Annotated in this window: 25 protein-coding genes; 22 read left to right on the top strand and 3 right to left on the bottom strand. The window is 56.2% G+C overall.

Annotated features, from left to right (window positions below; translation table 11 throughout):
- The first annotated feature begins 12 nt into the window (after positions 1-12).
- The 22 genes from WF331_RS11340 to WF331_RS11235 all read left to right on the top strand — a co-directional run bounded on the left by WF331_RS11340 (position 13) and on the right by WF331_RS11235 (position 18835).
- On the top strand, positions 13-2064 hold the full coding sequence (locus WF331_RS11340; protein WP_340622923.1) for an EscV/YscV/HrcV family type III secretion system export apparatus protein: 2052 nt from the start codon (positions 13-15) through the stop codon (positions 2062-2064).
- An 11-nt stretch (positions 2065-2075) separates the two neighbouring features.
- Positions 2076-3377, top strand: coding sequence for a type III secretion system ATPase SctN (gene sctN, locus WF331_RS11335; protein WP_340622922.1), 1302 nt, complete (start codon positions 2076-2078; stop codon positions 3375-3377).
- The gene (locus WF331_RS11330; RefSeq protein WP_284364009.1) at positions 3361-3816 is read left to right on the top strand and encodes a type III secretion protein; all 456 of its coding nucleotides are present in this window, start codon (positions 3361-3363) and stop codon (positions 3814-3816) included. Before sctN ends, WF331_RS11330 begins: the two co-directional genes overlap by 17 nt.
- Positions 3813-4799, top strand: a complete 987-nt coding sequence (locus WF331_RS11325) for a SpaN/EivJ family type III secretion system needle length determinant (protein ID WP_340622921.1) — start codon at positions 3813-3815, stop codon at positions 4797-4799. Before WF331_RS11330 ends, WF331_RS11325 begins: the two co-directional genes overlap by 4 nt.
- Before the next feature lie 185 nt (positions 4800-4984).
- Positions 4985-5704, top strand: a complete 720-nt coding sequence (locus WF331_RS11320; protein ID WP_340622920.1) for a FliM/FliN family flagellar motor switch protein — start codon at positions 4985-4987, stop codon at positions 5702-5704.
- A complete protein-coding gene (locus WF331_RS11315) occupies positions 5697-6359 on the top strand; it encodes an EscR/YscR/HrcR family type III secretion system export apparatus protein (RefSeq protein WP_284364014.1) in 663 nt (220 codons plus the stop codon). Before WF331_RS11320 ends, WF331_RS11315 begins: the two co-directional genes overlap by 8 nt.
- Positions 6360-6368: 9 nt before the next feature.
- Entirely contained in the window at positions 6369-6623 is a 255-nt protein-coding gene (locus WF331_RS11310) for an EscS/YscS/HrcS family type III secretion system export apparatus protein (RefSeq protein ID WP_016498781.1), read from the top strand.
- Positions 6624-6629: 6 nt separating this feature from the next.
- The gene (gene sctT / locus WF331_RS11305) at positions 6630-7409 is read left to right on the top strand and encodes a type III secretion system export apparatus subunit SctT (RefSeq protein WP_340622919.1); all 780 of its coding nucleotides are present in this window, start codon (positions 6630-6632) and stop codon (positions 7407-7409) included.
- A 1-nt stretch (position 7410) separates the two neighbouring features.
- Entirely contained in the window at positions 7411-8442 is a 1032-nt protein-coding gene (locus tag WF331_RS11300) for an EscU/YscU/HrcU family type III secretion system export apparatus switch protein (protein WP_284396056.1), read from the top strand.
- A gap of 139 nt (positions 8443-8581) precedes the next feature.
- Positions 8582-9073, top strand: a complete 492-nt coding sequence (sicA, locus tag WF331_RS11295) for a type III secretion system translocator chaperone SicA (protein ID WP_061203182.1) — start codon at positions 8582-8584, stop codon at positions 9071-9073.
- 5 nt (positions 9074-9078) lie between these two features.
- Complete coding sequence (gene sctE / locus WF331_RS11290) at positions 9079-10836, top strand: type III secretion system translocon subunit SctE (protein WP_340622918.1); 1758 nt, start codon at positions 9079-9081, stop codon at positions 10834-10836.
- Between the two features lie 19 nt (positions 10837-10855).
- Positions 10856-11884 carry a hypothetical protein gene (locus WF331_RS11285; RefSeq protein ID WP_340622917.1) on the top strand — a complete coding sequence of 343 codons (1029 nt, stop codon included), beginning with the start codon at positions 10856-10858 and terminating at the stop codon, positions 11882-11884.
- Positions 11885-11898: 14 nt separating this feature from the next.
- Complete coding sequence (locus WF331_RS11280) at positions 11899-13029, top strand: IpaD/SipD/SspD family type III secretion system needle tip protein (RefSeq protein WP_340622916.1); 1131 nt, start codon at positions 11899-11901, stop codon at positions 13027-13029.
- On the top strand, positions 13022-13363 hold the full coding sequence (locus WF331_RS11275) for an acyl carrier protein (protein ID WP_340622915.1): 342 nt from the start codon (positions 13022-13024) through the stop codon (positions 13361-13363). The genes WF331_RS11280 and WF331_RS11275 overlap by 8 nt, the downstream gene beginning before the upstream one ends.
- A gap of 266 nt (positions 13364-13629) precedes the next feature.
- Positions 13630-14433, top strand: a complete 804-nt coding sequence (locus WF331_RS11270) for a winged helix-turn-helix domain-containing protein (protein ID WP_340622914.1) — start codon at positions 13630-13632, stop codon at positions 14431-14433.
- Between the two features lie 179 nt (positions 14434-14612).
- Positions 14613-15782 carry a PrgH/EprH family type III secretion apparatus protein gene (locus WF331_RS11265; RefSeq protein WP_340622913.1) on the top strand — a complete coding sequence of 390 codons (1170 nt, stop codon included), beginning with the start codon at positions 14613-14615 and terminating at the stop codon, positions 15780-15782.
- A gap of 16 nt (positions 15783-15798) precedes the next feature.
- Positions 15799-16056 (top strand): type III secretion system needle filament subunit SctF, encoded by a 258-nt coding sequence (gene sctF / locus WF331_RS11260; RefSeq protein WP_061203175.1) that lies wholly within the window; start codon positions 15799-15801, stop codon positions 16054-16056.
- 68 nt (positions 16057-16124) lie between these two features.
- Positions 16125-16433, top strand: a complete 309-nt coding sequence (gene sctI / locus WF331_RS11255; protein ID WP_340622912.1) for a type III secretion system inner rod subunit SctI — start codon at positions 16125-16127, stop codon at positions 16431-16433.
- On the top strand, positions 16430-17152 hold the full coding sequence (locus tag WF331_RS11250; protein ID WP_340622911.1) for an EscJ/YscJ/HrcJ family type III secretion inner membrane ring protein: 723 nt from the start codon (positions 16430-16432) through the stop codon (positions 17150-17152). Before sctI ends, WF331_RS11250 begins: the two co-directional genes overlap by 4 nt.
- On the top strand, positions 17136-17708 hold the full coding sequence (locus WF331_RS11245) for a hypothetical protein (RefSeq protein WP_340622910.1): 573 nt from the start codon (positions 17136-17138) through the stop codon (positions 17706-17708). Before WF331_RS11250 ends, WF331_RS11245 begins: the two co-directional genes overlap by 17 nt.
- A complete protein-coding gene (locus WF331_RS11240; RefSeq protein ID WP_340622909.1) occupies positions 17680-18399 on the top strand; it encodes an oxygen-regulated invasion protein OrgB in 720 nt (239 codons plus the stop codon). Before WF331_RS11245 ends, WF331_RS11240 begins: the two co-directional genes overlap by 29 nt.
- Complete coding sequence (locus tag WF331_RS11235) at positions 18389-18835, top strand: hypothetical protein (RefSeq protein ID WP_284396073.1); 447 nt, start codon at positions 18389-18391, stop codon at positions 18833-18835. The genes WF331_RS11240 and WF331_RS11235 overlap by 11 nt, the downstream gene beginning before the upstream one ends.
- Positions 18836-18919: 84 nt before the next feature.
- On the opposite strand, the gene WF331_RS11230 is transcribed toward WF331_RS11235, so the two are convergent.
- From WF331_RS11230 to WF331_RS11220, 3 genes are all read right to left on the bottom strand, one after another.
- Positions 18920-20416 (bottom strand): hypothetical protein, encoded by a 1497-nt coding sequence (locus WF331_RS11230; protein WP_340622908.1) that lies wholly within the window; start codon positions 20414-20416, stop codon positions 18920-18922.
- Positions 20417-20460: 44 nt separating this feature from the next.
- A complete protein-coding gene (locus WF331_RS11225) occupies positions 20461-20865 on the bottom strand; it encodes an InvB/SpaK family type III secretion system chaperone (RefSeq protein WP_340622907.1) in 405 nt (134 codons plus the stop codon).
- 409 nt (positions 20866-21274) lie between these two features.
- Positions 21275-22501, bottom strand: a complete 1227-nt coding sequence (locus WF331_RS11220; RefSeq protein ID WP_340622906.1) for a hypothetical protein — start codon at positions 22499-22501, stop codon at positions 21275-21277.
- Positions 22502-22600: the final 99 nt, after the last annotated feature.

Below are 22600 nucleotides of genomic sequence, written 5' to 3'. Positions count from 1 at the left end.
CCTGTACTTATCATGCTCGATAAATTCTTGCGCAGTATCATTTCTCGACCCGAGCTGCTGATCCTGACGCTCATGGTGATGATCATCGCCATGCTGATCATTCCATTGCCGACGCCGCTGGTGGATTTTCTGATCGGCCTGAACATCGTCATTGCGATCCTGGTATTCATGGGCTCGTTCTACATCGAACGGATCCTGAGTTTTTCCACCTTTCCCGCGCTGTTGTTGATCACCACATTGTTCCGGCTGGCGCTATCGATAAGTACCAGTCGGCTTATCCTGGTGCAGGCGGATGCCGGCGAGATCATCGCGTCTTTTGGTGAGTTTGTAATTGGCGACAGCCTGGTGGTGGGCTTCGTGATCTTCGCTATCGTCACCATCGTCCAGTTCATTGTCATTACCAAGGGGTCCGAGCGCGTAGCGGAAGTAGCCGCCCGGTTCTCCCTTGATGGCATGCCGGGCAAGCAAATGAGTATCGATGGCGACCTCAAGGCCGGTGTCATCGATGCCAAGGAGGCGCGTGAGCGGCGCAGTACGCTAGAGCGCGAAAGCCAGTTGTATGGATCCTTCGATGGCGCCATGAAGTTCATCAAGGGGGACGCGATCGCCGGGATCATCATCATTTTCGTCAACTTTCTCGGGGGGATCGCAATCGGTGTCGGGCAGCTGGGAATGGACATGTCCGAGGCGCTGTCGACCTACACATTGCTGACAATCGGTGACGGCCATGTGGCGCAGATTCCCGCGCTGCTGATCGCCATCGGAGCGGGTTTCATCGTGACCCGGGTCAACGGAGACGAAGCCAACCTGGGGCGCAACATGATGACCCAACTGTTGGGGCATCCCTTTGTGCTGGGTATTACTGCCTTGCTCGCTGTCGGTGTGGGGATGCTGCCAGGGTTCCCGGCCGCGGTGTTTCTGATCATCGCCAGTGCATTGGTGGCCTTGCTGTTCTTTCGCCACCGGCTCGAGAAGAAAACCTCGGGTAACGCCCCCGTCACCCCTTTGGCGGCTGATGAGGGAGATGCCGAAAGTGAATTGGGCCTGATCGAGAACGTCGACAACATGGCCACCGAAACAGTCGCCTTGATGCTGCTGGTGCCGAGCGCCCGCGTCGAAGCACTGCGCGCTGCTCGGTTATGTGAGCGTTTTCGTAGTCAGTTCTTTATCGATTACGGCATCCGGATCCCCGAACCCCGATTGCGCGGTACTGACTCACTGCCGCCGGGGCAAGTCGCGGTATTGATCAACGAAGTGCGTGCAGACCAGTTCGATATCCACTTCGATCTGCTACGTGTTGTCGATTACAAGCCCGAGCTTGAGCATCTTGGTCTGGATCTGACCACGGGTGTCGACAGCAATATGCAAACCAGCGTATGGGTGCGCAGCACCGAGCGCGAAAAACTGCAGAACCTGGGGCATCAGTTGCGTCCGGCTTACGATGAATTCTATCGCTGCCTGGTGACCCTGCTGGCTCGCAATATTTCGGAGTTTTTCGGCGTGCAGGAAAGCAAGGTCCTGCTCGACGAGATGGAAGCCCGCTACCCCGACCTGGTCAAAGAAGTCTATCGCCACGCGTCGGTGCAGAAAGTCGCGGAGCTGCTGCAGCGCCTGGTCGCCGAGCGTATCTCCGTGCGCAACATGAAACTGATTCTTGAAACGCTTGCTCACTGGGCTTTGCGCGAGAAGGACGTGATTGCCTTGGTCGAGCACGTGCGCGGCGGCCTGGCGCGCTACATCAGCTACAAATTTGCCAACGGCAACGACCTGCGAGTGTTGCTGCTCTCGCCGGAGTTCGAGGACGTGGTGCGCAGGGGCATACGCCAGACCTCTACGGGCAGCTTCATCAACCTGGAGCCTTCGGCCAGCGAAGAGCTTATGGACCGGCTGGCAGTCGGGCTCGATAGCCTGCACATCCCTCAGAAAGACATGGTCATCCTGGCCTCGGTGGATGTGCGGCGCTACATCAAAAAACTGATTGAGGGCCGTTTTAGGGAGCTGGACGTGGTTTCGTTTGGTGAGATTTCCGACAGCATTTCAGTACAAGTGATCAAGACCCTTTAGGAGTGTGCTTTATGCAACCGCCAATGAGTCAGGCATCGCTGGAGCGCCGTGCTGCCCACCCGCTGCGTCTGAATGGTCCATTGCTTGAAGCGGCGCTGCACAATGTGGTTATCGGCGAAGTGTGCGAGGTGCGAAGCAACTGGCGTCACGCTGCGGTGAGCGCCCGAGCGCAAGTGATCGGCTTCAGCCCCGATGCGGTATTGCTCAGCTTGTTGGGTGATGCGCGAGGGTTGTCCCGTGAGTCGCTGATTGTACCGACTGGTGCTTTGCTCAGCCTGCATTGCAGCGCTGCCATGCTGGGTAGTGTGATCGACCCGCAGGGGCGGATAGTCGAACGTTTGGCTCCCGGCGATGCATTCGATGGTCGCGACTGTCCGGTGGATGCTGCTCCCCCAGCCTACAACCAGCGTCGTCCGGTGAGCCAGCCGATGGCCACCGGCGTACGGGCGATCGATGGCCTGCTCACGTGCGGCATAGGCCAACGTATCGGCATTTTTGCCGCCGCCGGATCAGGCAAGACTTCATTGATGAACATGCTGATCGCCCACAGCGAAGCGGATGTATTTGTTATCGGGCTGATCGGTGAGCGAGGGCGGGAGGTCACCGAATTTGTCGAGACGTTGCGTCATTCTGATAAATGCACGCGGTGCGTGGTGGTCTACGCGACCTCGGACTTCTCCTCGATTGACCGCTGCAACGCAGCGTTACAGGCAACGGCAATCGCTGAGTATTTCCGTGATCAAGGCCGGCAGGTGGTGCTGATGCTTGACTCCATGAGCCGTTACGCCCGCGCCCGCCGAGACCTCGCGCTGGCGGCGGGGGAGGCACCGGCGCGGCGCGGTTATCCCGCCTCGGTGTTCGATTCCCTGCCGCGTTTGCTGGAGCGTCCGGGCGTGACCGCCAACGGGAGCATTACTGCGTTCTACACCGTATTGACGGAAAGCGACGATGAAACTGACCCCATTGCCGAGGAGATTCGCTCCATCCTCGACGGGCATATCTACCTGAGTCGCAAGTTGGCCGCCAGCGGTCATTTTCCGGCAATCGATGTGCTCCGTAGCGCCAGCCGGGTAGCGCATCAGGTCACCGGCCCCGATGTTCAGCAACTGGCGGCCAGTACCCGCAAGGTGTTGGCTCGTCTCGAGGCGTTGCAGGTGTTGCTCGATTTGGGGGAATACCGACACGGTGAAAATGCCGCCAACGATCAGGCCATGGCCTGTCGCGATGCCTTGATGGCGTGGCTTTGTCAGGACTTGAAAGAGGGATGTGCACCTCAGGCCACGCTGGAGAGCCTGCATGGTCTCCTTGGCTAGTGTCCAGCGCCTGCAGGCGTTCAGCGATCGTCGGCAGGATGAATGTGAACGAGGGCTTGATAAGGCCGTGCGCGCATTGGCTCCACTTGAGCGTGAGTTGCAGCAGATCGAGCAGCAGTCACTTGGGCTCAGTGAGCTCTTGATAAGTCAGCGTCCCCAGAACCAGCGGTTGAGCCATGCGCAGTTGCTGGCGCTGTTGCGGCGTCAGGCTGTCATTCGGCGGCAGATCGGTAACCTGGCCTTGGAACGCATCCGCGTGGTGGAGCAGCACCAGGAGGTGGCTCAAGAGGTCGAGCGCTTGCAGGGGCGTCGCAAGGCGCTGCAGAGGAAGCATTTGAAGTACCGGAGTCTGGAGCAACGTTTGCTGGGCGAGCGTCGTTCACGTCGGTTGCGCGAGGAAGAAAATGACATCGATGAACTGTTGGTGATTTGGAAATGAGCATAGTGAGACTTCCTGCTGCGCAACTCCGTCCGGTAAGGGATCTTTTGGCCAGCGAGGAGCCCGGCCATAAAGACCAATCGCGAGTCTCTGACGACCGTGATGCACTGGACGAATTGCCCCAGGGTGCGCTGATGTTGTTGGCGCAATTGCAACCATTGCGCGAGCTCCCGCTGCAGTTATCGCTGCCAGCGCTGCGCTCGGGGGCGGGCACTGAGTCCACATTGGGTAAGGTATCGGAGGCTCAGCCGATGGATCTACCCATGAAGCAGCCTTGCGTGCCTTCATCGCCGGCACTGGTTAATGCTCGGTTGGCGCTGACGGACCGCTTGCCGGTCACTGCGCAGGTGCTTGTTCAGGCGCCCATTGCCAGTGCCCTCGCCAGTCCCGATCAGGCTGCCGCCGATGCGCCGGCGGAGCAGAAAGCGCCATTGTCGTCTACCCGCTTACCGCTCGCCATGCCGGCGCACGTGCCTGATCAGGCGGTTGGTGCCAGTGCGCCTTTGGCTTCCGGTCAACCTGTAGGCGATAGGCTGATCAAACAGGAAACTCCTCAAGCATTACCGGCGCAACCATTGCCCGTGCTGGCAAAGTCATCGTATCTGAACCAGCCCACGCGTGTGGCGGTGCCTGCCAAAGCGACCGCTGGACCGAACTCGGCGCCTGAAGCCAGCATTGCCAGGGAGGCGAAGAACTACCTCCAGGTGCCCTTCAGCAAAGGTGATGCTGTTGGTCTGATTACGGTCAGCAAGGCAGGCGCCGAACGCCCCGAGCAGTTGCTGCTCAATCCAAGCAGTGCCTTGGTTTTCAGCTATTTGAGCGACAACCTGGCGCAGGCGCCGGATGCGCGCTGGCGTTTGACTGACCAGCAGGGGCATGAATTCCGTCAGGGGCGAGAGCCGGAACGACCGGATGAGGAGGTCGAAGAGCCGAGCCGTCAAGCGTTTCGGGATAGAAGAGAGCGGGGAGAGCATCAGACGTGACATCCACACTGTTCTTGCGCTGCGTTGCGCTACGTGATTCTGAGCGGCGCCAGGCGGTGGCCCGCTGGCAGCGTGAGGGGCACCCTGTGCGGTGGAGCCACCTGTCGGCAGAGACACGTTATATAGCCTTCCGGGCACAAGGTTGCCACGGTACCTGGCAAGGCATGATCGGGGCTCGCGAGTGGATGCAAGCCGTGGCGCCGCAATGGTCGCAATGGCTGCATCAGGAAGGCGCGGGTCAGGAGATTCTGGAGCTGTTCGCGGCGGTAAGCCGGCCCATTGAAATCGCCCCTGACTTGCTGGACTACCACCGCCTGTTCGAGTTCACGCTCATTCAGGCAGAGGCGCTGCAAGGGGCTTGTCTGCCCTGTATTGCAACGGCCCAGAGCGACTTGTGGGTCATGGAAGGGCCGAGCCAGCGCAAGGAGCCGTCGCGCCCACTACAGGCTTGGGTGCAGGCAGTGCCGCAGGTTCTGCGAATCGTGCTCGGCAACAGCGAACTGGCTCGATTGCCCTCTCGGCAACTGGCGAGGGGTGATGTGCTGGTCATCGCCCAGCAAACCCTACAACTCATCATGGCCGATCGGTGTATTGGCCAGTTCACCTTCGTCAAGCAAGGGCTGCATATGAAACTCTCTCCTCCGGATACCCCGTCGCCGAGCGCACCCTGCGTGCTCTCTGAGCTGCCGGTGAAACTTGAATTCGTGCTGGGCGAGCTCACCCTGAGCATGGCTACGCTCAACGAGTTCATCGAGCGCCAGGTTCTGCCCCTGGAGGCTACGGCCGCGAGCAACGTCGAAGTTCGTGTCGGTGGCAAGTGTATCGCTGTAGGTGAGCTGGTCCAGCTTGGCGATCGCCTGGGTGTCGAACTGCGTGAGGTGGGTCGGGGCATCGGTAATGAATGACATTTCAATGATCGGGCTGTTGGCAGTGGCTTCATTGCTGCCATTCCTGATCGCTGCGGGCACCTGCTACATCAAGTTCTCGATTGTCTTCGTTATCGTGCGTAATGCTCTGGGCCTGCAGCAGGTGCCATCGAACATGACCCTCAACGCCGTTGCGCTGCTGCTGGCGATGTTCGTCATGAGCCCCGTGGTGCAGCAGGGCTATGACTATTACAAGGAAAATCATGTGGAATTCACCCGCATCGATGCGGTGGTCGACTTCCTCGATAACGGTCTGGGCGGTTATCGCGAATATCTGGCCAGGTACACCGACCCGGACCTGGCACAGTTCTTCGAGCGGGCACAGATCGCGCGCGTGGACCCGAGGGCCGTCGACAGCGAGTTCGATGAAAAGCTGGAGCCGTCGTTGTTCGCGTTGCTGCCTGCCTATGCACTGAGCGAAATCAAAGCCGCCTTCAAGATCGGTTTCTACTTGTATCTGCCTTTCGTCATCGTCGATCTGGTGGTCTCCAGTATCTTGCTTGCCCTGGGCATGATGATGATGAGCCCGGTGATCATCTCGGTACCTATCAAGCTGGTGCTGTTCGTTGCGCTCGATGGCTGGTCGCTGCTTTCTACCGGACTGGTTGGGCAATACCTGTCCCTGGCTCAATGAGACGCCGCGATGAATGACCTGGTGTTTGCCGGTAACCAAACCTTGTACCTGATATTGATCCTCGTGGCCTGGCCGATCATCGTCGCTACGTTGGTGGGTTTGCTGATCGGTCTGTTTCAGACCGTGACCCAGCTTCAGGAGCAAACCTTGCCCTTCGGCTTCAAGCTGCTGGCGGTGTCGATCTGTCTGTTTCTGCTTTCTGGCTGGTACGGCGAGACGCTGCTGGGCTTCAGCCGGGAAGTCATGCGTCTGGCCCTGAAGTGAATCTGGATGAACGTAAGCCTTTTTTTTGACCTGCATGGCTGGCTGGCCGGTGCGGTGATTTGCTTCGCTCGCTTGGCACCGGTGTTTTTCATGCTGCCGTTTCTCAACAGCCGCGTGCTCACCGGAGCACCACGAAACGCCGTGATTGTGCTGGTTGGCATGGCGCTCTGGCCTTATACCGCCGGTACGCTGCCCCGTCTGGACTCGCTTGGCTTCTACGGGTTGTTGTTGCGGGAGGCCGGAGTGGGCGTGATTATCGGCTGCCTGTTGTCCTGGCCGTTCTGGGTGTTGCACGCCATGGGCAACCTGATCGATAACCAGCGCGGAGCGATGCTCAGTAGCACAGTCGATCCGGCCAACGGCGACGACACCTCGGAGCTGGCCAATTTTCTCCAGCTGTTCGCGGCAGTGATCTACCTGGAGGGTGGGGGCATGAGGTTGCTGGTGGAAACCCTGAGCCGCAGCTACCAACTCTGCTCGCCGGTATCCGGATGCGAACTGCAGATCCAGCCGTTGCTCGGGCTGCTCGATCCGTTGATCAGCAAAACGCTGATCATCAGTGCACCGGTGGTGGCGACCTTGTTGCTCACCGAGGCGCTGCTCGGCCTACTGGCGCGTTTTGCGCCGCAAATGAACGCGTTTTCAGTGTCGCTCACTGTAAAGGGAGCCATCGCGTTACTGGTGTTGATTCAGTATTTGGGTGTTCACCTGCCGGACGAAATACTGCGCATGGCTACCAAGCCGGATCAGCTTGCGCTGTGGTTCGTACCGCCAGAGGCCCACTGATATGTCCAGCGCCTCGAAAACCGAAAAACCCACCGCCAAGAAGCGTCGCGACGCGGCGAAAAAGGGCCAGACCTTCAAAGCCAAGGATCTCTCCAGTTCCTGCCTGATGCTGTGCGCGATTATCTATCTGACGAGCAACGGTAGCTTGATGGAGGTAATGGAGGTTTATCGACGCATCATCGCTTCGGGTTTCGCCGCTGATCAGCAGCGTTATGCTGCCGAGCTGGGGGTGCTGTTGCTCCAGGTCGTCGCCCCGTTGATCGTCGTGTGCTTTCTCGCCAGCGCCTTGCCCACGTTGTTGCAGACCGGCCTGGCCATTGCCAGCGAGGCCCTGAAGCTGAACTTCGGAGCACTCAACCCGGTAAACGGTTTCAAAAAGCTGTTCAGTCTTAGAACACTGAAGGATGCCGCTAAAGCCCTGTTGTATCTGGGTAGTTTCGTGATCGCATTCTGGATGGTCTGGCTGACTCAGCGGCACTTACTGTTTGCGCAACTCTATGCCCAACCCCACGACCTGTTTCCGATCTGGACTCATTTGTTGCAGGTGCTGGTACTGGCCTTTCTGGGCTGCATAGTGCTGGTGGTCCTGCTCGATGCGCTGTGCGAGTACTGGTTGTATCTCAAGGATCTGAAGATGGACAAACAGTCGGTCAAGCGCGAGCACAAGGAGCAGGAAGGCAATCCGGAAATCAAGGGGCGGCGGCGCGAGCTGCATCTGGAGCTGTTATCCGAACAGGTCAAATCCGACATTCGTGGTTCGCGAGTAATTGTCGCCAATCCCACGCACATCGCCGTAGGGATTTACTTTCGGCCTGAAGTTTCAGTGATGCCATTCATCTCACTGATGGAAACCAACCAGCGGGCATTGGCCGTGCGCAAGTACGCGTCTGAAGTAGGCGTGCCGGTAATCAATGACATTGCCTTGGCCAGGCGCATCTTCCAGACCCATCAGCGCTACACCTTTATCCAGATGCAGGAAATCGAAAGTGTTCTGCGGCTGCTGGTCTGGCTCGAGCAGGTCGAGCAGGCCTGATGGGCTGCCTGCAAAACCGTTTGCAGGTCTGAGCGACTCACGAATAACCCGATGAGCGTTTTGTGACGGCACCCCTTGCCTTCAGCTGGCTCAATAGCCTTGTCAGCACCGCTGAAGAAACATTCAGGAGTAAGTAGTCATGAGCAGTCGAAAACACACGGAGCAGGAAGAGGACCGGATTGCCGAGCAGGTGATGCAGGCCGTCCTTGATGGTGCATCGCTCAAGGACCTGCGCGGCGTTAGTACCGAGCAGATGGATAGCCTTTACGCCTTTGCCTATGAGTTCTATGAGCAGGGGCGTCTGGACGATGCGGAAAAATTTTTCCATTTCCTGTGTATCTACGACTTCTATAACGCGCAGTACTGGATGGGTTTGGCGGCGGTGCATCAGCTCAAGCAGAACTATCAGAAAGCGGTTGATCTGTATGCCGTGGCATTTGCCCAGGGTAAGCATGATTACCGCCCAATGCTCTATACCGGCCAATGCCAGCTTGCGCTAGGAAAAGCCGGCAAGGCCAAGGTGTGTTTTGAGTATGTCATCGAGCGCGTGCAGGAGCCGGGTTTGCGGGAGCGGGCCCAGGCTTACCTGAATGCTTTAAGCAACGTCGACGCTGACCATTCGGAGGAATAGTTGTAATGGATATCAGGGCTTTGTACTCACTCATATCCGCGGACGCTCTGGCCCGTCAGGCCAGCAAGGAAAGCTATGCCGACGCGGCGAGTAAAGCGGCAAACACCAAGGCCTATCAGCGTGCAGCCGATACGGCACTGGTCAACCTGCAAGGGGTGAGTTACTCCGCTCAGTCGCAGGGTAGTAATGCTGCGGGGCCGGGTAGGCCGCTTCTGGCTGTGCCGGCGCAAGGTGGCAGGAGCGCGAACAAGGATTCAGAAGACAAGTTCACCTTGCTGATGGCCTCGCTCATCAACTTGCTGGGTGACGTGAGCATGGAGTCGCTCAAGTCGCGCATGGACATCCTGAGGTCGGCAGCCAAGGCCCGCGCTGATGGCCATAAGGCGTTGTCAGATAGTTATCTGAGCGCAGTGGCGGAGTTTGAAGCGGCTGTCGCCGCTGCAGGCAGCTCCGAGGAAGCGCTCGCGAAAGCCAAGGCTAACTTCGACAGCGCCCAAAGGGCGCTGGCCGATGCCGAGTCGGCTCTGGGGCGGACTGAGCCGGGTACTCCCGAGCATGCCAAAGCCCTGGCCGAGCGCGATCTGGCGCAAGGCAAACTGACCGGCGCCCAACAACAACTGGGCAAGGCCAGTATGGACTTTCAGGCCGCAGTCAAGGTGGCGGGTGAGGCTGGCAAACAGGCTGAGGCTCAAGCCAGGTTGGTAGAAGACTCGGGGCTGGGCGACAAGCCGGTGCTCGATGGCGTCAAAAATCAGCTGAACGCCGCCGCGACCATGGTGCTGCTGATTGCACAGTATGCAGAATTGATGGGCGAAAGCGCTGAAAACAAGATTGAGATGGAGCAGGAGTTGTTCCGCAGTATGCAGGCGGCGCGTCAGGCGTTCATGGAGAAGAAGTCTGAAGAATACCTGGAGCAAGTGCGTAAAGCCGAAGCTGCCAGCAAAGCGATGGGGTGTATCGGCAAGATTCTGGGCGCAGTGCTGACCGTGGTCAGTGTCGTCGGGGCTGCCTTCACGGGCGGAGCCAGTCTGGCGCTTGCAGCTGTCGGTGTGGCATTGATGGGCGCGGACATGCTGGTCAAGCAGTTGACAGGGGTGTCGTTCATGGAGCAGGCCATGAAGCCTCTGATGGATAACATACTCAACCCGATGATTCAGTCCATCGGCAAGGGGATTGCGGATCTTCTGAAAAAGGCTGGCATCGATGGTGCCTCGGCCGAGATGGCCGGGATGATCATGGGCGCGATCATTGGCGCCGTAGCGATGGTCGCGGTACTGGCGGTTGTCGCGGTCGTTGGCAAGTCCGCTGCGGGGCGGGTCGCCAGCGCGATGGGCAACATGTTCGGCAAATTGGCCAACGAGATGGCGCCACAAATGCTCAAGCAGGCCGCCAGGGCGGTCAGCAATGGTTTTACGAGTGTCATGACCAAGGCCCGTACCAGCGTAGGTCTCAAGTCGGATGCGATGTCACTCGATCTCTATGCATCGCGCATGGCGGCTTCGCTGGCAGTGGTGGAGGCGGGCGGTACCGCCGCCCAGTCCGCGTTGCAAATCAAGTCTGGTATTCACCAGCGTAACGCCTCGGAGCACTTGGCCGAATTCGAGTTGGCCAAGGTTATCTCCGAGGCGATGAAAAACTACCTGAACGACATGGTTCAAGTCTTCGATCAGTCCATGAAGGCCAAGGATGACTCCATCAGAAAAGCCTTCAGCATCCAGGACAGTATCAATAGCAGCAGCTTGAGCATGGCACGCAACATTTGATTCAACAGGGTTAGCATTCATGGACTTTTCAATTAATAGTCGTTCGCCATCGTTAGTCAGCGCTCACGCTGCAGAGGTGGCAGGTAAGGTCGTCGATCAAAGGCAGCCGTTGTCGATCAGCAGTATCAATGGACGGCTCGATGCGCAGGTGTTGATGTCTCGGCCCCGGCAGGCTGTCGAAGCAATGCCGCCCCAACAGTTGAACCAGCTCCTGGATACCTCAGGGTTGAGCGAGCGCGAAAGCCAGGCGATGGTGAGCATGTTTCTGGCTACTGTCGTCCAGCAGGAGGAAGAGGGCGCTGAGGGCGCGGTGAGAGATCCGGTGGCGGACCTGTTGTCGTTCAATCCCGCAGCGTGGGAAAAACATATCGGTGTGTTGATTGCGTCGATTGTCGCGGTCAATGTTGCCCGCAAATCAAGCGCTGAAATGAGCGGCAAGTTCGTCCAGATGGCCTACGAGGCCGCCATTGCACAAGGCGTTGCAATCATGGCCGGTGGCGAAGCTGCGATGTGGGCGGCGGTCAGTGGCGCTGTCGTTGCCGCCACCATGTCCGCCACAGGTGCCGCGTTGACCTTGCGCGGGCAGAGCCAGAAGCATACTGATATCAAGACCAACCAGACGAATGCCGTTACGTTGGAGGCGAAGGCCCAGCAGATGCGCGTTGACTTGGAACTTGACCCGAGCAAGCGGGCAGCCTTTGAGTCGAAAATTCGCGAGGTGGTTACCCAGGCTACGGACGCGCGCATGAAAAGTGCCCAGCAGGTGAAAACCTACGAGCGCAACCTGACGGTTGGCGGTGCCATCAATGCCATGGCGATGACCATCAGCTCCGGGTTGTCTGCCATCCTGCGTCTGCAAGAGTATTCAGAGCGTCAGCGTGAAGTGCTGCACCAGTCCGAGCAGGGTCTGAACAAGGCGGTCAGTGATGTCGCCAACCAGAGTACCAATGAATATACAGCGCTGCTCAGCAAGATACTCGACGCCATCCAGCAGTTGGTCGACAGCCGTGGCTCTACCCTGAGCAGCTTCGCCTCTGTGCGCGCCTGAGCAGGAGTTGAGCCATGACTATTATCAGCAGTTTCCACCCCAACCATGCGGCGCGTAATGATCAGCCGACGAATGATCAGCGAGCAAATGAACAGGTTGGCAGCAATGAGTTCCAGCGTCTGCCGCCCCCGTCGACGGCTGAGCGTATGACGCAGTCGGTGATGTCCAGGTTAGGCGGCTTGAATGCCCGCCTGGATGATATAAGTGTTGCAGTGAAGGCATTTCGGCTGCCTCCTGTTGCCGGGCCGGTTGATCCCGCGGCCGGGGAAGAGGCTATGCGTGATTACTTCAACGAGCGTCATGCAGAGAGCGTCAAGGCGGAGCAAGCCTCACGAGCGCTGCTCGTGAAAGTGGACGCCAGTACGGTTCAAGCGCATTTGCTGGAGGCCGAGTTACGCATGTGGGCATCCCATCCTCAGCCTGCTACCCCCGACATCCAGCAGTGGCAGGATGAAACACTCAGGAAACTAAGCGATTTGCCGCGCGCGCCGGAAGCTGTGTGCAATGCCTTGAATACGTTCAGTGGCAATGCCGATTTTTTCGAGCAATTGATGGCAATGATCGGTTTTATCAAGGGTGAATACCTGGCGATCTACGAGGCGCTGCTGACCAAGTTTTCGGCCTTCTACAAAGAATTCAACGAAACCATCATGGCTAAGATGGGGGACTGGATAAAAGGCAAGTCGGACGGTAAGGAAGTCGAAATAAGTGGGGAGTTGCGCAGTGCTTTAATAGCATTGCGTGATAAGTATCAGAAAGCCCCGGATGGCGTGCTCTATCCAATTTCAGATGAGGGGTCTGCAACTAAGGAAGAAGCACTGAAGTGGGCCAGGGCCATGGGCTTGCCTGATTCATGTGTGAAGGAAGACGGCAAGGGTGGCTATCGGGTGATGATGGACTTATCACCGCTGGATGCAATGATTGCAGCAGCCCCCAACGGTACGGTGACGTGGGATACCGCGAAGTTTCAAGCCTGGCAAACCGGTTTTAACAGCCAGGAAGGTGACTTGAAGAACCAGTTGCAGTTATTCACCACCAAGTACGGTAACGCCAACGCTTACCACGAAAATTTCAACAAGATTCTCTCATCGCAATTGAGCCAGTATGCAGAAATGCTCAAGGCGATCGCGAGCGGAATTGGCTAGCGTTGTCGTTTTGGGGAATGAAGGAAAATCAGTTGCCTTTGAGGTGGTGGGCATGCACGGGCAGTCCGAAATGACGCAAATGATCAAGCTTGAAATAGAAGCCATCATTATCGCGATTCTCGCCAATAGGCTCGTGGTCGATGTCGAGTTCGTTACCCCAAACGCCCGTTTGGTGGCGGACCTTGGTGCGGATTCGTTGAATTTTCTGGATATCGCTCTGGATATCAACGACCTCCTGGGTATTGAACTGCCTCCAGAGGGTTTGGCCTGCATTCGAAAGGTGGAGGATCTGTATCGCCTTGTTCACCAGGCAATCGCTCAGGCCGCCGTCTGACCGTACTCTAACCTACGCGCCGGTGACGGCGCGTCGTTCATGTTCTGTTAGCTATCCCGAGTAGATTCTGTACGGCATGCACCGATGACTCATCGCTAAACGGACCGTTTACATGGGTAATGTGGATTAGTCCCCGGTTGGTTGTAGGGAAGTCGCAGATCTCGTAAGAATCTATTCCCCTATAGTTGACCGCTCAAGCCGGGGCGCGGGTTTACTGAGCCTTTGGTACGTTCTGTCCATCGCATTGGGGAGGGGCGAATTGCGTTATGGAGTGTGTCACTGATCAGTCGTCAACTCGGTCGTTTGTTTTTGGCCGATGGATATTGCAGCGGGATGGACTGCTTCTGCATGACGGTAAAGGACTGCATCTTCCACCCAAAGAATTGCATGTACTTCGGCTATTGTTGGGGGCGGCGGGCTCGCTGGTTTCCAAGGATTGGCTGCTGGACCAGGTGTGGTCCAACTGCGACGTGGCCGAGGAGTCACTGACCCGCTGCATTTATGCGCTGCGCAAGTTGCTGGGGCGTGAAAATGACTATATCAAGACGGTCTATGGCAAGGGATATCGTTTTGCTGGGGGGGTCGTCGAACGAGCGGGCCTGCCATCACCACCGTTATCGGTGCCCTCGTTATTGGTCTTGCCGGTGCTGGTGCAGGATGACGCGTGTGGCCTGGAAATACAGCGCGAAGTGGTCCACCGACTGGCTGCCGCGTTCGGTGAAAGTCTTTGTGTGATGCCGGCGGGCCTGACCGCTAACGCACACGCTTCAGATGATTGCCTGTCGATAGTTGAGCGAATGATGCCTGATTATTATCTCAGTCTTCATTGTATCGCGCCGGCGGGCGGCTGGGCGTTGGCGGTCGAATTGGTTCGTGGTCGCAATCATGCGCTGCTGTACAGTGAAAAGCTGGTGCCCGGCGGTGGGCGGGAAGAAGCATTGCAGCGCCTGGTTTCTCTGGTGGCGCAGCGTCTGCCGGGTTTGCGTCCGACGGCATCGCAGTGCGGATCGTGTCCCAGGAAGTGGTGTAACTCATCATGGCTCTGGCTACCGAGTTTGCCGGCTGGTTGATCACGGCCGACAGCCTGATGTAAATCAAAAACACGCAACCGCCTCTGCCTGGATTCTGATCGTTTATATCGAGTTATCCTCATAGTTTGATCAGGATTGTCTGCCTGTCACTCCCTATCATTGATTTCACGTCTAAGCGTTAGGCGCTTTCTATATGGATAGGCCGGGTGGTGAACAGCATGCAGGATTCCCCTGCAACGCAATGCGTCCTGAGGGTTTTCAATGGCCCGCTGCAGGGTTGCGAATTTGATCTGGCGCAGCCGCGTACTCTTTTTGTCGTGGGTTGCGAGGCAAAGTTTTGCTCGATCGAGCATCCGCTGAGTGTTCCGGAAGATGCGATCTACATTCCGCTGGAGTGCGGGGGGCGAAACTTCGAGGTTTTGCTTGACGCTACGGGGTGCTCGGGGTGTGTCGTGCGTATCTTGGGCGACGAAGGTGTGGTTGAGCGCCTCCTCCCATTCCAGTCACTGGAGAATATATCGGAGTTGCTAATCGCGGTGCGCCCGTTTGATGAGGCGTGGCGGAGCGAGTTGTTGGTACAAGGGCCGACTGTGCTTACAGCGCCTGAGCCGGCTTGGGTGCCCAGCACCGTATCGCGGCGCGTGGCTGTTGGCGCGGTGCTGGCGATAATGGCAGGTTTGGCATTGTTTAGTGGGTACTACGCTTCGCGCCCCACTCCCGTGTCGAGTGTTGAAGCGCTTATTGCCGGGGGCAACAACAGCATGGTCGTAGTCTATGGGCGCGACCGGGCGATTTACGTTTTCGCCGACTCCGAGCGCGATGCCGGGTGGGGAAGGCAGGTATTGGTGCGCAATGGGTACTCGGCAACTCAGGTGATGACTACCTATGACGAGCGTCGGCGTTTGGAGAGTCTGGTGTCCAGTCTCGCGCCGCAACTCGCCTATCACCGTATGGACCTCAGTGATCCGGTTGTTCCGCGACTGTTGATCAGTCGCCAACGCAGCGTGCTGACACCCGATTTGCAGCGCCGTCTTGAGAGTGCTCTGGGTGCAGTTGCGCCCTACGCGCGCGAAATAAAAATTGTACGTAGTGACGACGACGAACTTATACACCTGGCCGAACAAGGCTTGCAACGCCTGGCATTGCGCTTTACTCGGCATACGCATGCTACCGGCGTGACCTTCACGGTCGAGGGCTCGCTAGAGGACGCTGAGTTGCAAGCCTTGGGTGACTTTGTCGCGGAGTTCGGCCGGCAGTGGGGTGAGCGATACGTTCATTTCGCATTCAAGCTTGAAGATGACTGGCTCAAGGGCAAATCGTTCCGGTATGGCCCGCAGGGCTACATCAAGATGACGCCGTCATCCTGGTACTTCCCTAAATCCCTTTGATAATGGCAGGTGATATATGAGTGTTTCAAATCCCATCGACTTTCCTGATGATTTCCTGGGCCGGCAGGCTCAAGGTTTTGAGAACGGCGCTACCGATCTAAAGACCAAACTCGATGAGGCACTGGCCGCATTGCATGCCGATGCGTCGGACCCCACGCTATTGGCGGCCTACCAGGCTGCATTCTCTTCGTACAACGTTTTCCGTAACGTTGCGACCAATACGGTCAAGGGCTTCAAGGAGATTGATACGGCGATAGTTTCTGCCGCGCGTTAAGTCTTGTCGTTCCGCTCGGCGGGCAGCGAGTTCGTGTGCCTGCCGGGTATTTTTCTGTGAGTGTTCCTATGTCTGTTTCTTCTTTGGGTTCAGTGGACCTGAGTTCGCTTCACCTCGTTGAGCTGGCGCGTCCCGAGCCAGGCTCGGTGGTGTCACTGGAGGGGCGTTTGATCGAGCGTTTCGCCAGCGCCGCCGTGGGTACCGAGCGCGATCATGCAAGGATCAATGCCATGCTCAAGCGCCCGGATATTACCAACCCGGAAGTCTTGAGCGAATTGCAGCTGCTTACTGCGCAGTACAACATCGACGTCTCTTTACTCAACGTCCTGGTCCGTAAAGCGGTGTCCACGGCCGAAACCTTGTTACGTTCGTCATGAAGTTATATGGCTGTCTGGTGCTGCTGTGTCTGATGCTGGTTGGCTGTCGCCAGCCGAGTTTGCTTGAGGGCCTTGACCAGCAGCAGGTCAATGAAGTGATCTCGGTGCTGCAGCGCAACAACATTACTGCGACCAAGGTCAATAACGGCAAGGTCGGATACTCGGTGCATATCGCGCAAGCGGATTTCGCGGCGGCGGTCGACCTGCTGGCCCTGTATTCACTGCCCTCCAAGCCGCGTGTCGAAATCGCTCAGATGTTCCCTGCCGACTCCCTGGTCGCTTCGCCGCGGGCCGAGAAGGCGCGTCTGTACAGTGCGCTGGAGCAGCGCCTGGAGCAGTCGTTGGCCACCCTGGAGGGTGTGGTTTCGGCGCGGGTACATGTGAGTTACGAGCTGGAGGCCGGAGAAAGCGGTCGCAAGGTTGCGCCGATACATCTCTCGGCATTGGTGATATATGAGCGTGACAGCGAGCCACAGCGACTGGTCAACGATATCAAGCGTTTTCTCAAGAACAGTTTCTCGGGCATAGACTACGAGCACATTTCGGTTGTCTTGTCCAAGCGGGCTTCAGTTCAGCATGCCGCCCCCTTTATGGAGCCTCGCGTGTCCGGGTTTCCCTGGCTCTATGGCGTTTTCGTGTTAGGCATTCTGGCTGCGGTGGCGTACTGGGTCGTGCTGTATCGAAAGCCGAAAGAGATCGAACATGCTGCGCCGAACTGAAGCGCTGCGCGCCATCCTGCAGCAGCCGCTGGACTATCTGCATCCAAATCGGGGTGTTGTGCCAGCGCTGTTTGCCGAGCCTGCAATCCGGGCGTTGCTCAATCAATCGTTGCTAAGGAGGTTGGAGCTCAGTTGCCCCGACCCGCAGCAGCTCAAGCGCAATCCATGGACTGATTGCTGGATCGCGAATTGGCAGCATTTGCCCGCAGTCTCCCGTCTCATGGGGGCGCACCTGATGTGGCCGCAGCTGGCTCTCGGGGCGCGGATGCGTGAGCTCAATGCGCCGACAAGGGCTTTTGCCCGTATCGATCTGGGAAATCGGCCAAAGGTCGCGGTCAGCGAAACGGATGGGCTTGAGCAGTCGCTCAGTGCCCTGGGGCTAGCTGCCTTGGCAGCGTGGCATCAACACATCCCGGAGGCGCTCATGCAGCGTCTGTTCTTGCAGTTCTCGCCACCCGTTGTCGAGCTCCAGCAAACTTTGCCGCTACTGGCGCCGAATCCATCACTTTTTATCCTGGCGGTACAACATGCTCGAATCCATCAGAACGCTTGTTGATATTCCGTCGACGGATGCCCTCCTGCTGAGGCATGAAGAGCGGACGGCTGCGCGCAATCGCCGGCTGTTGATGCAGCAAGCCCGCGAGCGTGCCAGGTCCTGTATGGAAGAGGCGCAACAAGAGGCTGACATTGTCCGTGCGAACGCCTTTCAGGAAGGTTATTCCCAGGGGGTGCTACAAGCTGCTGCTGACGTGAGCGGGCTTCTGCTGCGGTCGCGGCTGATGGCGAGCGCGCTGCAAGCTGAACTGGCACAGGCCGCCCGGTCATTGCTGGGGGATTTGCTGATGGATGAACGACTGCTCGATGCGCTGCTGGAGCGCTGGCAGGATGGCTGGACAGGTCAAGGCCAGGAGCCGCTGCAGATTATCCTGCCGCTGCGATGCAAACCCCAACAGCTGGCGCTTAAAAACAAGTTGACGGGCTTGGGAGTCGAGCGTGTGGATATCCGTTTCCATGCTCAGGAACGCTACTTGTTTCGCCTGGCGGATCAAGTTGTCGAACTCGACATCGGCGCCACCCAGGAGCGCCTGTCGCCGCGCCTGATCGCCCAACTCAAGCAGTTACCGGAGAGCGTGCGCGAGCTGGATGAAGCGTCGATGCGCTTTATTGCAAGCTGGGCCGCCGACCTGAACAAGGAGGGCGACAGCTCGAATCATGGTTCTGACTCGGATGACAGTGATGAACATTAACAATTATTCGCTCGCAGGTGCCGGCCAGGCCTTGCCACCAGCCACCGAGACAATTGTGCCCCTGAACCAGCGCATGGGGCTTCAGGCCGCAGAAACCAGACCTGATCCGGACCCGGAATTTGCTCAGTTCTATGACGCGTTCATGGAGTGGATAGCCGCCACGACACCCTCGCCGGGCAGTATTCGGGCTTACATGAAAGAATACGCCAATGCCAGTGGCGACGGGCCCTATAAAACGACGCAGAAGCAAATGGACGCGTTGACGCAGGTGATGGTGCGGATGAAAGAGCAGGGTTTGGAAGACAGCGATACTTACAACGAGATAAGGGTTGCGCTGGTATCGGTTTCATCGGCCAATATGTTCGTCAAGGAGTTTATGCAGGAGGTGTTCAAGCCATCTGAGGACGAAGACAGTCGCGAAAATATCAGTTGGTAATTGTAGGCAGGGCTGATGGCATCAAGCGGCTATTAGGTGGCTGAGGAACACCGCCTGGTGGCGGTGTTTACGACAATACATTACCTACAGAACCTGGCGCGCAGTATTGGTTTTGAATAATTCTGTTATAAGATCCGTCGCTGCTCCATGGCCAAATAGATGAGCGGCATCTCGTTGTGATTGAGACAGCGTGCCTTCTATCCTGATGTTTTGCCCGGTGTAGACGAGAATACCCTCAAGCACTTCGACGGTACTGTGGTAACCCAGCCCGACTAAAAAGGCACTGGCACCTGCCGCGCGAGCATAGCGCTGCGCTTGCTCGGTCGAGGTCATGTCATACAGGGGGTGACGGAACTTTTCACCCTCCTGGCGAGCCGAGTTGCGGGGTAAAGCGCCCACATACTGGTCCTCCCCTGGCACCCCACACAACATGTCCCACGTCTGTAAGATCTCGGCCGGCGAACCCGACATGTGCCCGGAAAACGGCTCTGTAGTTCCCTTGATGCGGGCCGTACTGATGTCGAAGACCGGCCAACGGATCTCTGGAATGCGGTTGTGTTCAGTAATACCTAGTACTTTATCTGCTTCCAGCCCCATATTATGAATGCCCGTTCGGAAAGGGGTGTCTGCACCCGAGTCGAAAGCCACAACGCTTCGCTCAGACTTTTTATCTGGTCCTACAGTTCGAGAACCTCCTTTCTCTCGCATAATTTCCATTTCCGATTCCTCTGGTACGTGCAGACCAGCTGCTGCCAGCTGACTGTTTAATTCGGTCATCAGCTCCACCTTCGCGTCAGCTGGGCGGGAGTAAAATACGCCGATATCACCCATCAGAGCAATCACCGCGGCTCTGTCTGTAGCACTGGCAGCCTCTGCACTGGATGAGTTGTTTTTTGCACTGACTCGCTGTAACGCAGCGAGCAAATCTGTGATTGTTTTTCCGTCGAGCAGACCTTCTTCCCCTAGTAAACGGGCAGCGATGATTGCTTGGCTGTTGGGGCTCAGCTTTGAAATGATTCGATGCAATACGCTGGCAGCAGTGCCCAGTTCTTTAATGAGTGCGTCGCTTGGGCTATAAAGAACTCTTCTTCCGTCTACTGTTTGTTTCATGGCGAGATTCTTTGTCTCTCTCAGCGCGTGTGGACCTGCCGGGTTGGAGTGATTTTTTGTATGATGAATTGAATCCTTGGCGAGCGCTTTTGGTGTCTCCGTGGTTTCAGGGGGGGGAACCCTGAACCTGTTCATGCCAAAACTCAGCGCGCCGTCCTCAATGGGCGCCTCGCCCGCTGGGATAAGGTTGTTCGAGTGTTTTTCAATGATGTCGCTTTGAGTGATCGCGTTATGGATTGCGCCGTTTTGGATGTGTGGGGTGCTGTTCTCATTGCATTGGAAATGTTCGGGAGGCTCTTCGTTTCCGTTTTGTATGGTCAGAGTGAGCGTTGTATTTGATCTAATATCAATGGAGTGGTTCCTCGCGAAATCGAAGTCTTTGGCAAATTCGGCATTCTTGGGGCCGTTGCGCTCGGTGTGGTCTTGTGCGGTGGCTGGTGTAATGCATTTTATGTCATTGTTAATTGGCATTTTTCATCACCTGATAAGGCAATTGAACTATTCGCGGGGGTGGTTCATCGATTAAGTATATTGTGAATTGACATCGTCAGGTTATAAAACTCATCCAGTGCCAGTCGGAGCTCGTCGGTTGATTCGATACATTCTTCGGCAAGCAACGCTTTTATTTCGAAACCATCATTGGTTTTTCCCAGTACCGCTTGCCCCGTCAAGACGCCTGGCAATGCGTGCTGTAGTGTGTTGAGTAGATTTTCTGCATGAATAGTGATGTTGAAGCTATTCAAGTCATCTAGTTTGCTCCACATCCAGACTCTGTTGTTTTTTAATGTAATGATGATTGGGTTGATAGTTGTGAAGTATAGCTCTATGGAAGAGTGGTGATCGAATGCGTCGATCTTTTCCTGAGAAATGCCGAGTTTTATCAAGGCCGTGCGTAAGTTTTCTGAAATATTAAGGTTCATTATTCAGCAGTCTCCCGGGATTGCTGCATAGAATGTGCTGGCGTGGTTTTGCATGATTCTCGCTCTTGTAATGCGCGGATTTTGGCTTTTCTTGCAGCCTAAATTTCTCCAGCACCCGTGACTTTCAAAAAGCGCTCAAATCGATGAACATTTTTTCGTAAACGTGTTGCAGCGTTTTCCTGAGGGATGTGTAACTTTAAGAGTAAAGCCGGTCAGTTAAACAAGTCTGGTTGATACGAACCTGTCGGGGTATTTGCAGCGCCTGTTAGGCGAGCACCGCCCGCGCGGCGTGTCGCGAGCGGGCGCTCGACCGCACGGACGATACAAATACTCCGTCGAACATCCCCGGCCTCACAAAGCTTAACTGACTGGCATTAGCCCTTTAAGGGTGATTTTTTAGTGGAAGTGATCAGTGCATCGCAATCGTCTGATTGGCGCGTTCGCTCAATTGTCTAGCTAATTCAGGGTCATCGATTTCGATGGTGAGTTGCTTGTCGTAGAGGTCGAGTTGGTTGCTTGCGATCAATGTGTCCAAGGATTCATGATCTATTTCAGTCAGTGCAGTATCAATGAGTTTAACAGTCTCATCGGAAAACTCACTGTGCTCGATATTGTTAAGCGTTTCCATCTGGTAAATGGCGAGCGCTGGTAGGAGTGAGGTTTCCACATAATTTGGTTCTTTGTAATCGGCTAGATGTCTCTCCTCTCCAGTTGTGAGAGGGAAGTTTTGTTCAAATCTTTCCGTCAGTGAAGTATTGAGGTGGTCGCTTAATACAAGCACCTGTAGATGAGTTATCTGCTCTTGGAGCATGGCCTTGAAAGTTTCGTTGCTTTCGATTTTTATCTGAGGAATCTCCTTGATATTATCGGATTTCTCAAACGCAAACGAATTTTCCGTAACCGCTTTGCTCGTGTGGGCAAGTGTGAGCGTAGTTCCCATGACGGCACCGTGGGATTCCACGCTGTGAGGTGTAGCTATGGGGAAGTGATTAAGACTACCTTGCGCGTACAAGGTTTTGTCTATGACTTTCATTTCTGCTTCTGAAATGAATTTTGCATCACGGGTGCCAGTGCCTGTTTGAGACTTTGACGAGCCAAGCTCATATTTTGAATAACTATCTCTTTGTGAGGTTGAATCTGTTTTCGGGCCTTCTTGGTAGTTGACGTTGAGGTACCCTCCCGCCAATACGCTTGATCCCAAGGTCCAACGATGATAGTGAGGGCTGTCCTCTCCTCCGAGACCGCTACCTCTGACACTAAAGTTGTGAAGGCGAAGATTCCAGCCCTGCTCCGGGTTAGACATCAAATAGAATTTGTTAAAAAATGGAGCCTTGGCTGATTTGCCCTTGCAATTTTCAAATAAATTATCGTCGGTCTTGATGTGTTCCAGTATGGAAATAAGATCCTGTTTAGAAATGGGGTCTATATTCGCGGTAACGCCAGGGCGTTGTTGGAAGCCAAGCTCCGTCTTCGGATTGAAATCTTGATACCGCTCACTGATCATTGAGTGCATATTTTGATAGGTTTTTTCGTTTTGTGTGGCTCTTGGTTCGGCTTCATTAACGGTGCGGGCGGCAGCGTTATCAGTTGTAAAAGTAGATACCCGCGGCTGAGAAGTAATAGTTGATATAGTCATGATCAGATCTGTTGAGGATAGGGGCAATAGGATCTGTGTGGCAATCTTGAAACTCGGTGACGCAGCGTGAGAACGGCCTAGGAATGTCCACTCATAATC

Origin of the sequence: Pseudomonas sp. YNh (assembly GCF_037993085.1) — a bacterium.
Taxonomy (GTDB): Bacteria; Pseudomonadota; Gammaproteobacteria; order Pseudomonadales; family Pseudomonadaceae; genus Aquipseudomonas; species Aquipseudomonas putida.
The sequence above is the reverse complement of the archived record's forward strand: the minus strand, read 5'-3'. Positions and strand labels throughout refer to the sequence as shown.

What these genes read in the sequence shown, in the direction of transcription:
- WF331_RS11340 (WP_340622923.1), top strand. Translation starts at nt 13, where the DNA reads ATGCTCGATAAATTCTTGCGCAGTATCATTTCTCGACCCGAGCTGCTG.
- sctN (WP_340622922.1), top strand. Translation starts at nt 2,076, where the DNA reads ATGCAACCGCCAATGAGTCAGGCATCGCTGGAGCGCCGTGCTGCCCAC.
- WF331_RS11330 (WP_284364009.1), top strand. Translation starts at nt 3,361, where the DNA reads ATGGTCTCCTTGGCTAGTGTCCAGCGCCTGCAGGCGTTCAGCGATCGT.
- WF331_RS11325 (WP_340622921.1), top strand. Translation starts at nt 3,813, where the DNA reads ATGAGCATAGTGAGACTTCCTGCTGCGCAACTCCGTCCGGTAAGGGAT.
- WF331_RS11320 (WP_340622920.1), top strand. Translation starts at nt 4,985, where the DNA reads ATGCAAGCCGTGGCGCCGCAATGGTCGCAATGGCTGCATCAGGAAGGC.
- WF331_RS11315 (WP_284364014.1), top strand. Translation starts at nt 5,697, where the DNA reads ATGAATGACATTTCAATGATCGGGCTGTTGGCAGTGGCTTCATTGCTG.
- WF331_RS11310 (WP_016498781.1), top strand. Translation starts at nt 6,369, where the DNA reads ATGAATGACCTGGTGTTTGCCGGTAACCAAACCTTGTACCTGATATTG.
- sctT (WP_340622919.1), top strand. Translation starts at nt 6,630, where the DNA reads ATGAACGTAAGCCTTTTTTTTGACCTGCATGGCTGGCTGGCCGGTGCG.
- WF331_RS11300 (WP_284396056.1), top strand. Translation starts at nt 7,411, where the DNA reads ATGTCCAGCGCCTCGAAAACCGAAAAACCCACCGCCAAGAAGCGTCGC.
- sicA (WP_061203182.1), top strand. Translation starts at nt 8,582, where the DNA reads ATGAGCAGTCGAAAACACACGGAGCAGGAAGAGGACCGGATTGCCGAG.
- sctE (WP_340622918.1), top strand. Translation starts at nt 9,079, where the DNA reads ATGGATATCAGGGCTTTGTACTCACTCATATCCGCGGACGCTCTGGCC.
- WF331_RS11285 (WP_340622917.1), top strand. Translation starts at nt 10,856, where the DNA reads ATGGACTTTTCAATTAATAGTCGTTCGCCATCGTTAGTCAGCGCTCAC.
- WF331_RS11280 (WP_340622916.1), top strand. Translation starts at nt 11,899, where the DNA reads ATGACTATTATCAGCAGTTTCCACCCCAACCATGCGGCGCGTAATGAT.
- WF331_RS11270 (WP_340622914.1), top strand. Translation starts at nt 13,630, where the DNA reads ATGGAGTGTGTCACTGATCAGTCGTCAACTCGGTCGTTTGTTTTTGGC.
- WF331_RS11265 (WP_340622913.1), top strand. Translation starts at nt 14,613, where the DNA reads ATGCAGGATTCCCCTGCAACGCAATGCGTCCTGAGGGTTTTCAATGGC.
- sctF (WP_061203175.1), top strand. Translation starts at nt 15,799, where the DNA reads ATGAGTGTTTCAAATCCCATCGACTTTCCTGATGATTTCCTGGGCCGG.
- sctI (WP_340622912.1), top strand. Translation starts at nt 16,125, where the DNA reads ATGTCTGTTTCTTCTTTGGGTTCAGTGGACCTGAGTTCGCTTCACCTC.
- WF331_RS11250 (WP_340622911.1), top strand. Translation starts at nt 16,430, where the DNA reads ATGAAGTTATATGGCTGTCTGGTGCTGCTGTGTCTGATGCTGGTTGGC.
- WF331_RS11245 (WP_340622910.1), top strand. Translation starts at nt 17,136, where the DNA reads ATGCTGCGCCGAACTGAAGCGCTGCGCGCCATCCTGCAGCAGCCGCTG.
- WF331_RS11240 (WP_340622909.1), top strand. Translation starts at nt 17,680, where the DNA reads ATGCTCGAATCCATCAGAACGCTTGTTGATATTCCGTCGACGGATGCC.
- WF331_RS11235 (WP_284396073.1), top strand. Translation starts at nt 18,389, where the DNA reads ATGAACATTAACAATTATTCGCTCGCAGGTGCCGGCCAGGCCTTGCCA.
- WF331_RS11230 (WP_340622908.1), bottom strand. Translation starts at nt 20,416, where the DNA reads ATGCCAATTAACAATGACATAAAATGCATTACACCAGCCACCGCACAA.
- WF331_RS11225 (WP_340622907.1), bottom strand. Translation starts at nt 20,865, where the DNA reads ATGAACCTTAATATTTCAGAAAACTTACGCACGGCCTTGATAAAACTC.
- WF331_RS11220 (WP_340622906.1), bottom strand. Translation starts at nt 22,501, where the DNA reads ATGACTATATCAACTATTACTTCTCAGCCGCGGGTATCTACTTTTACA.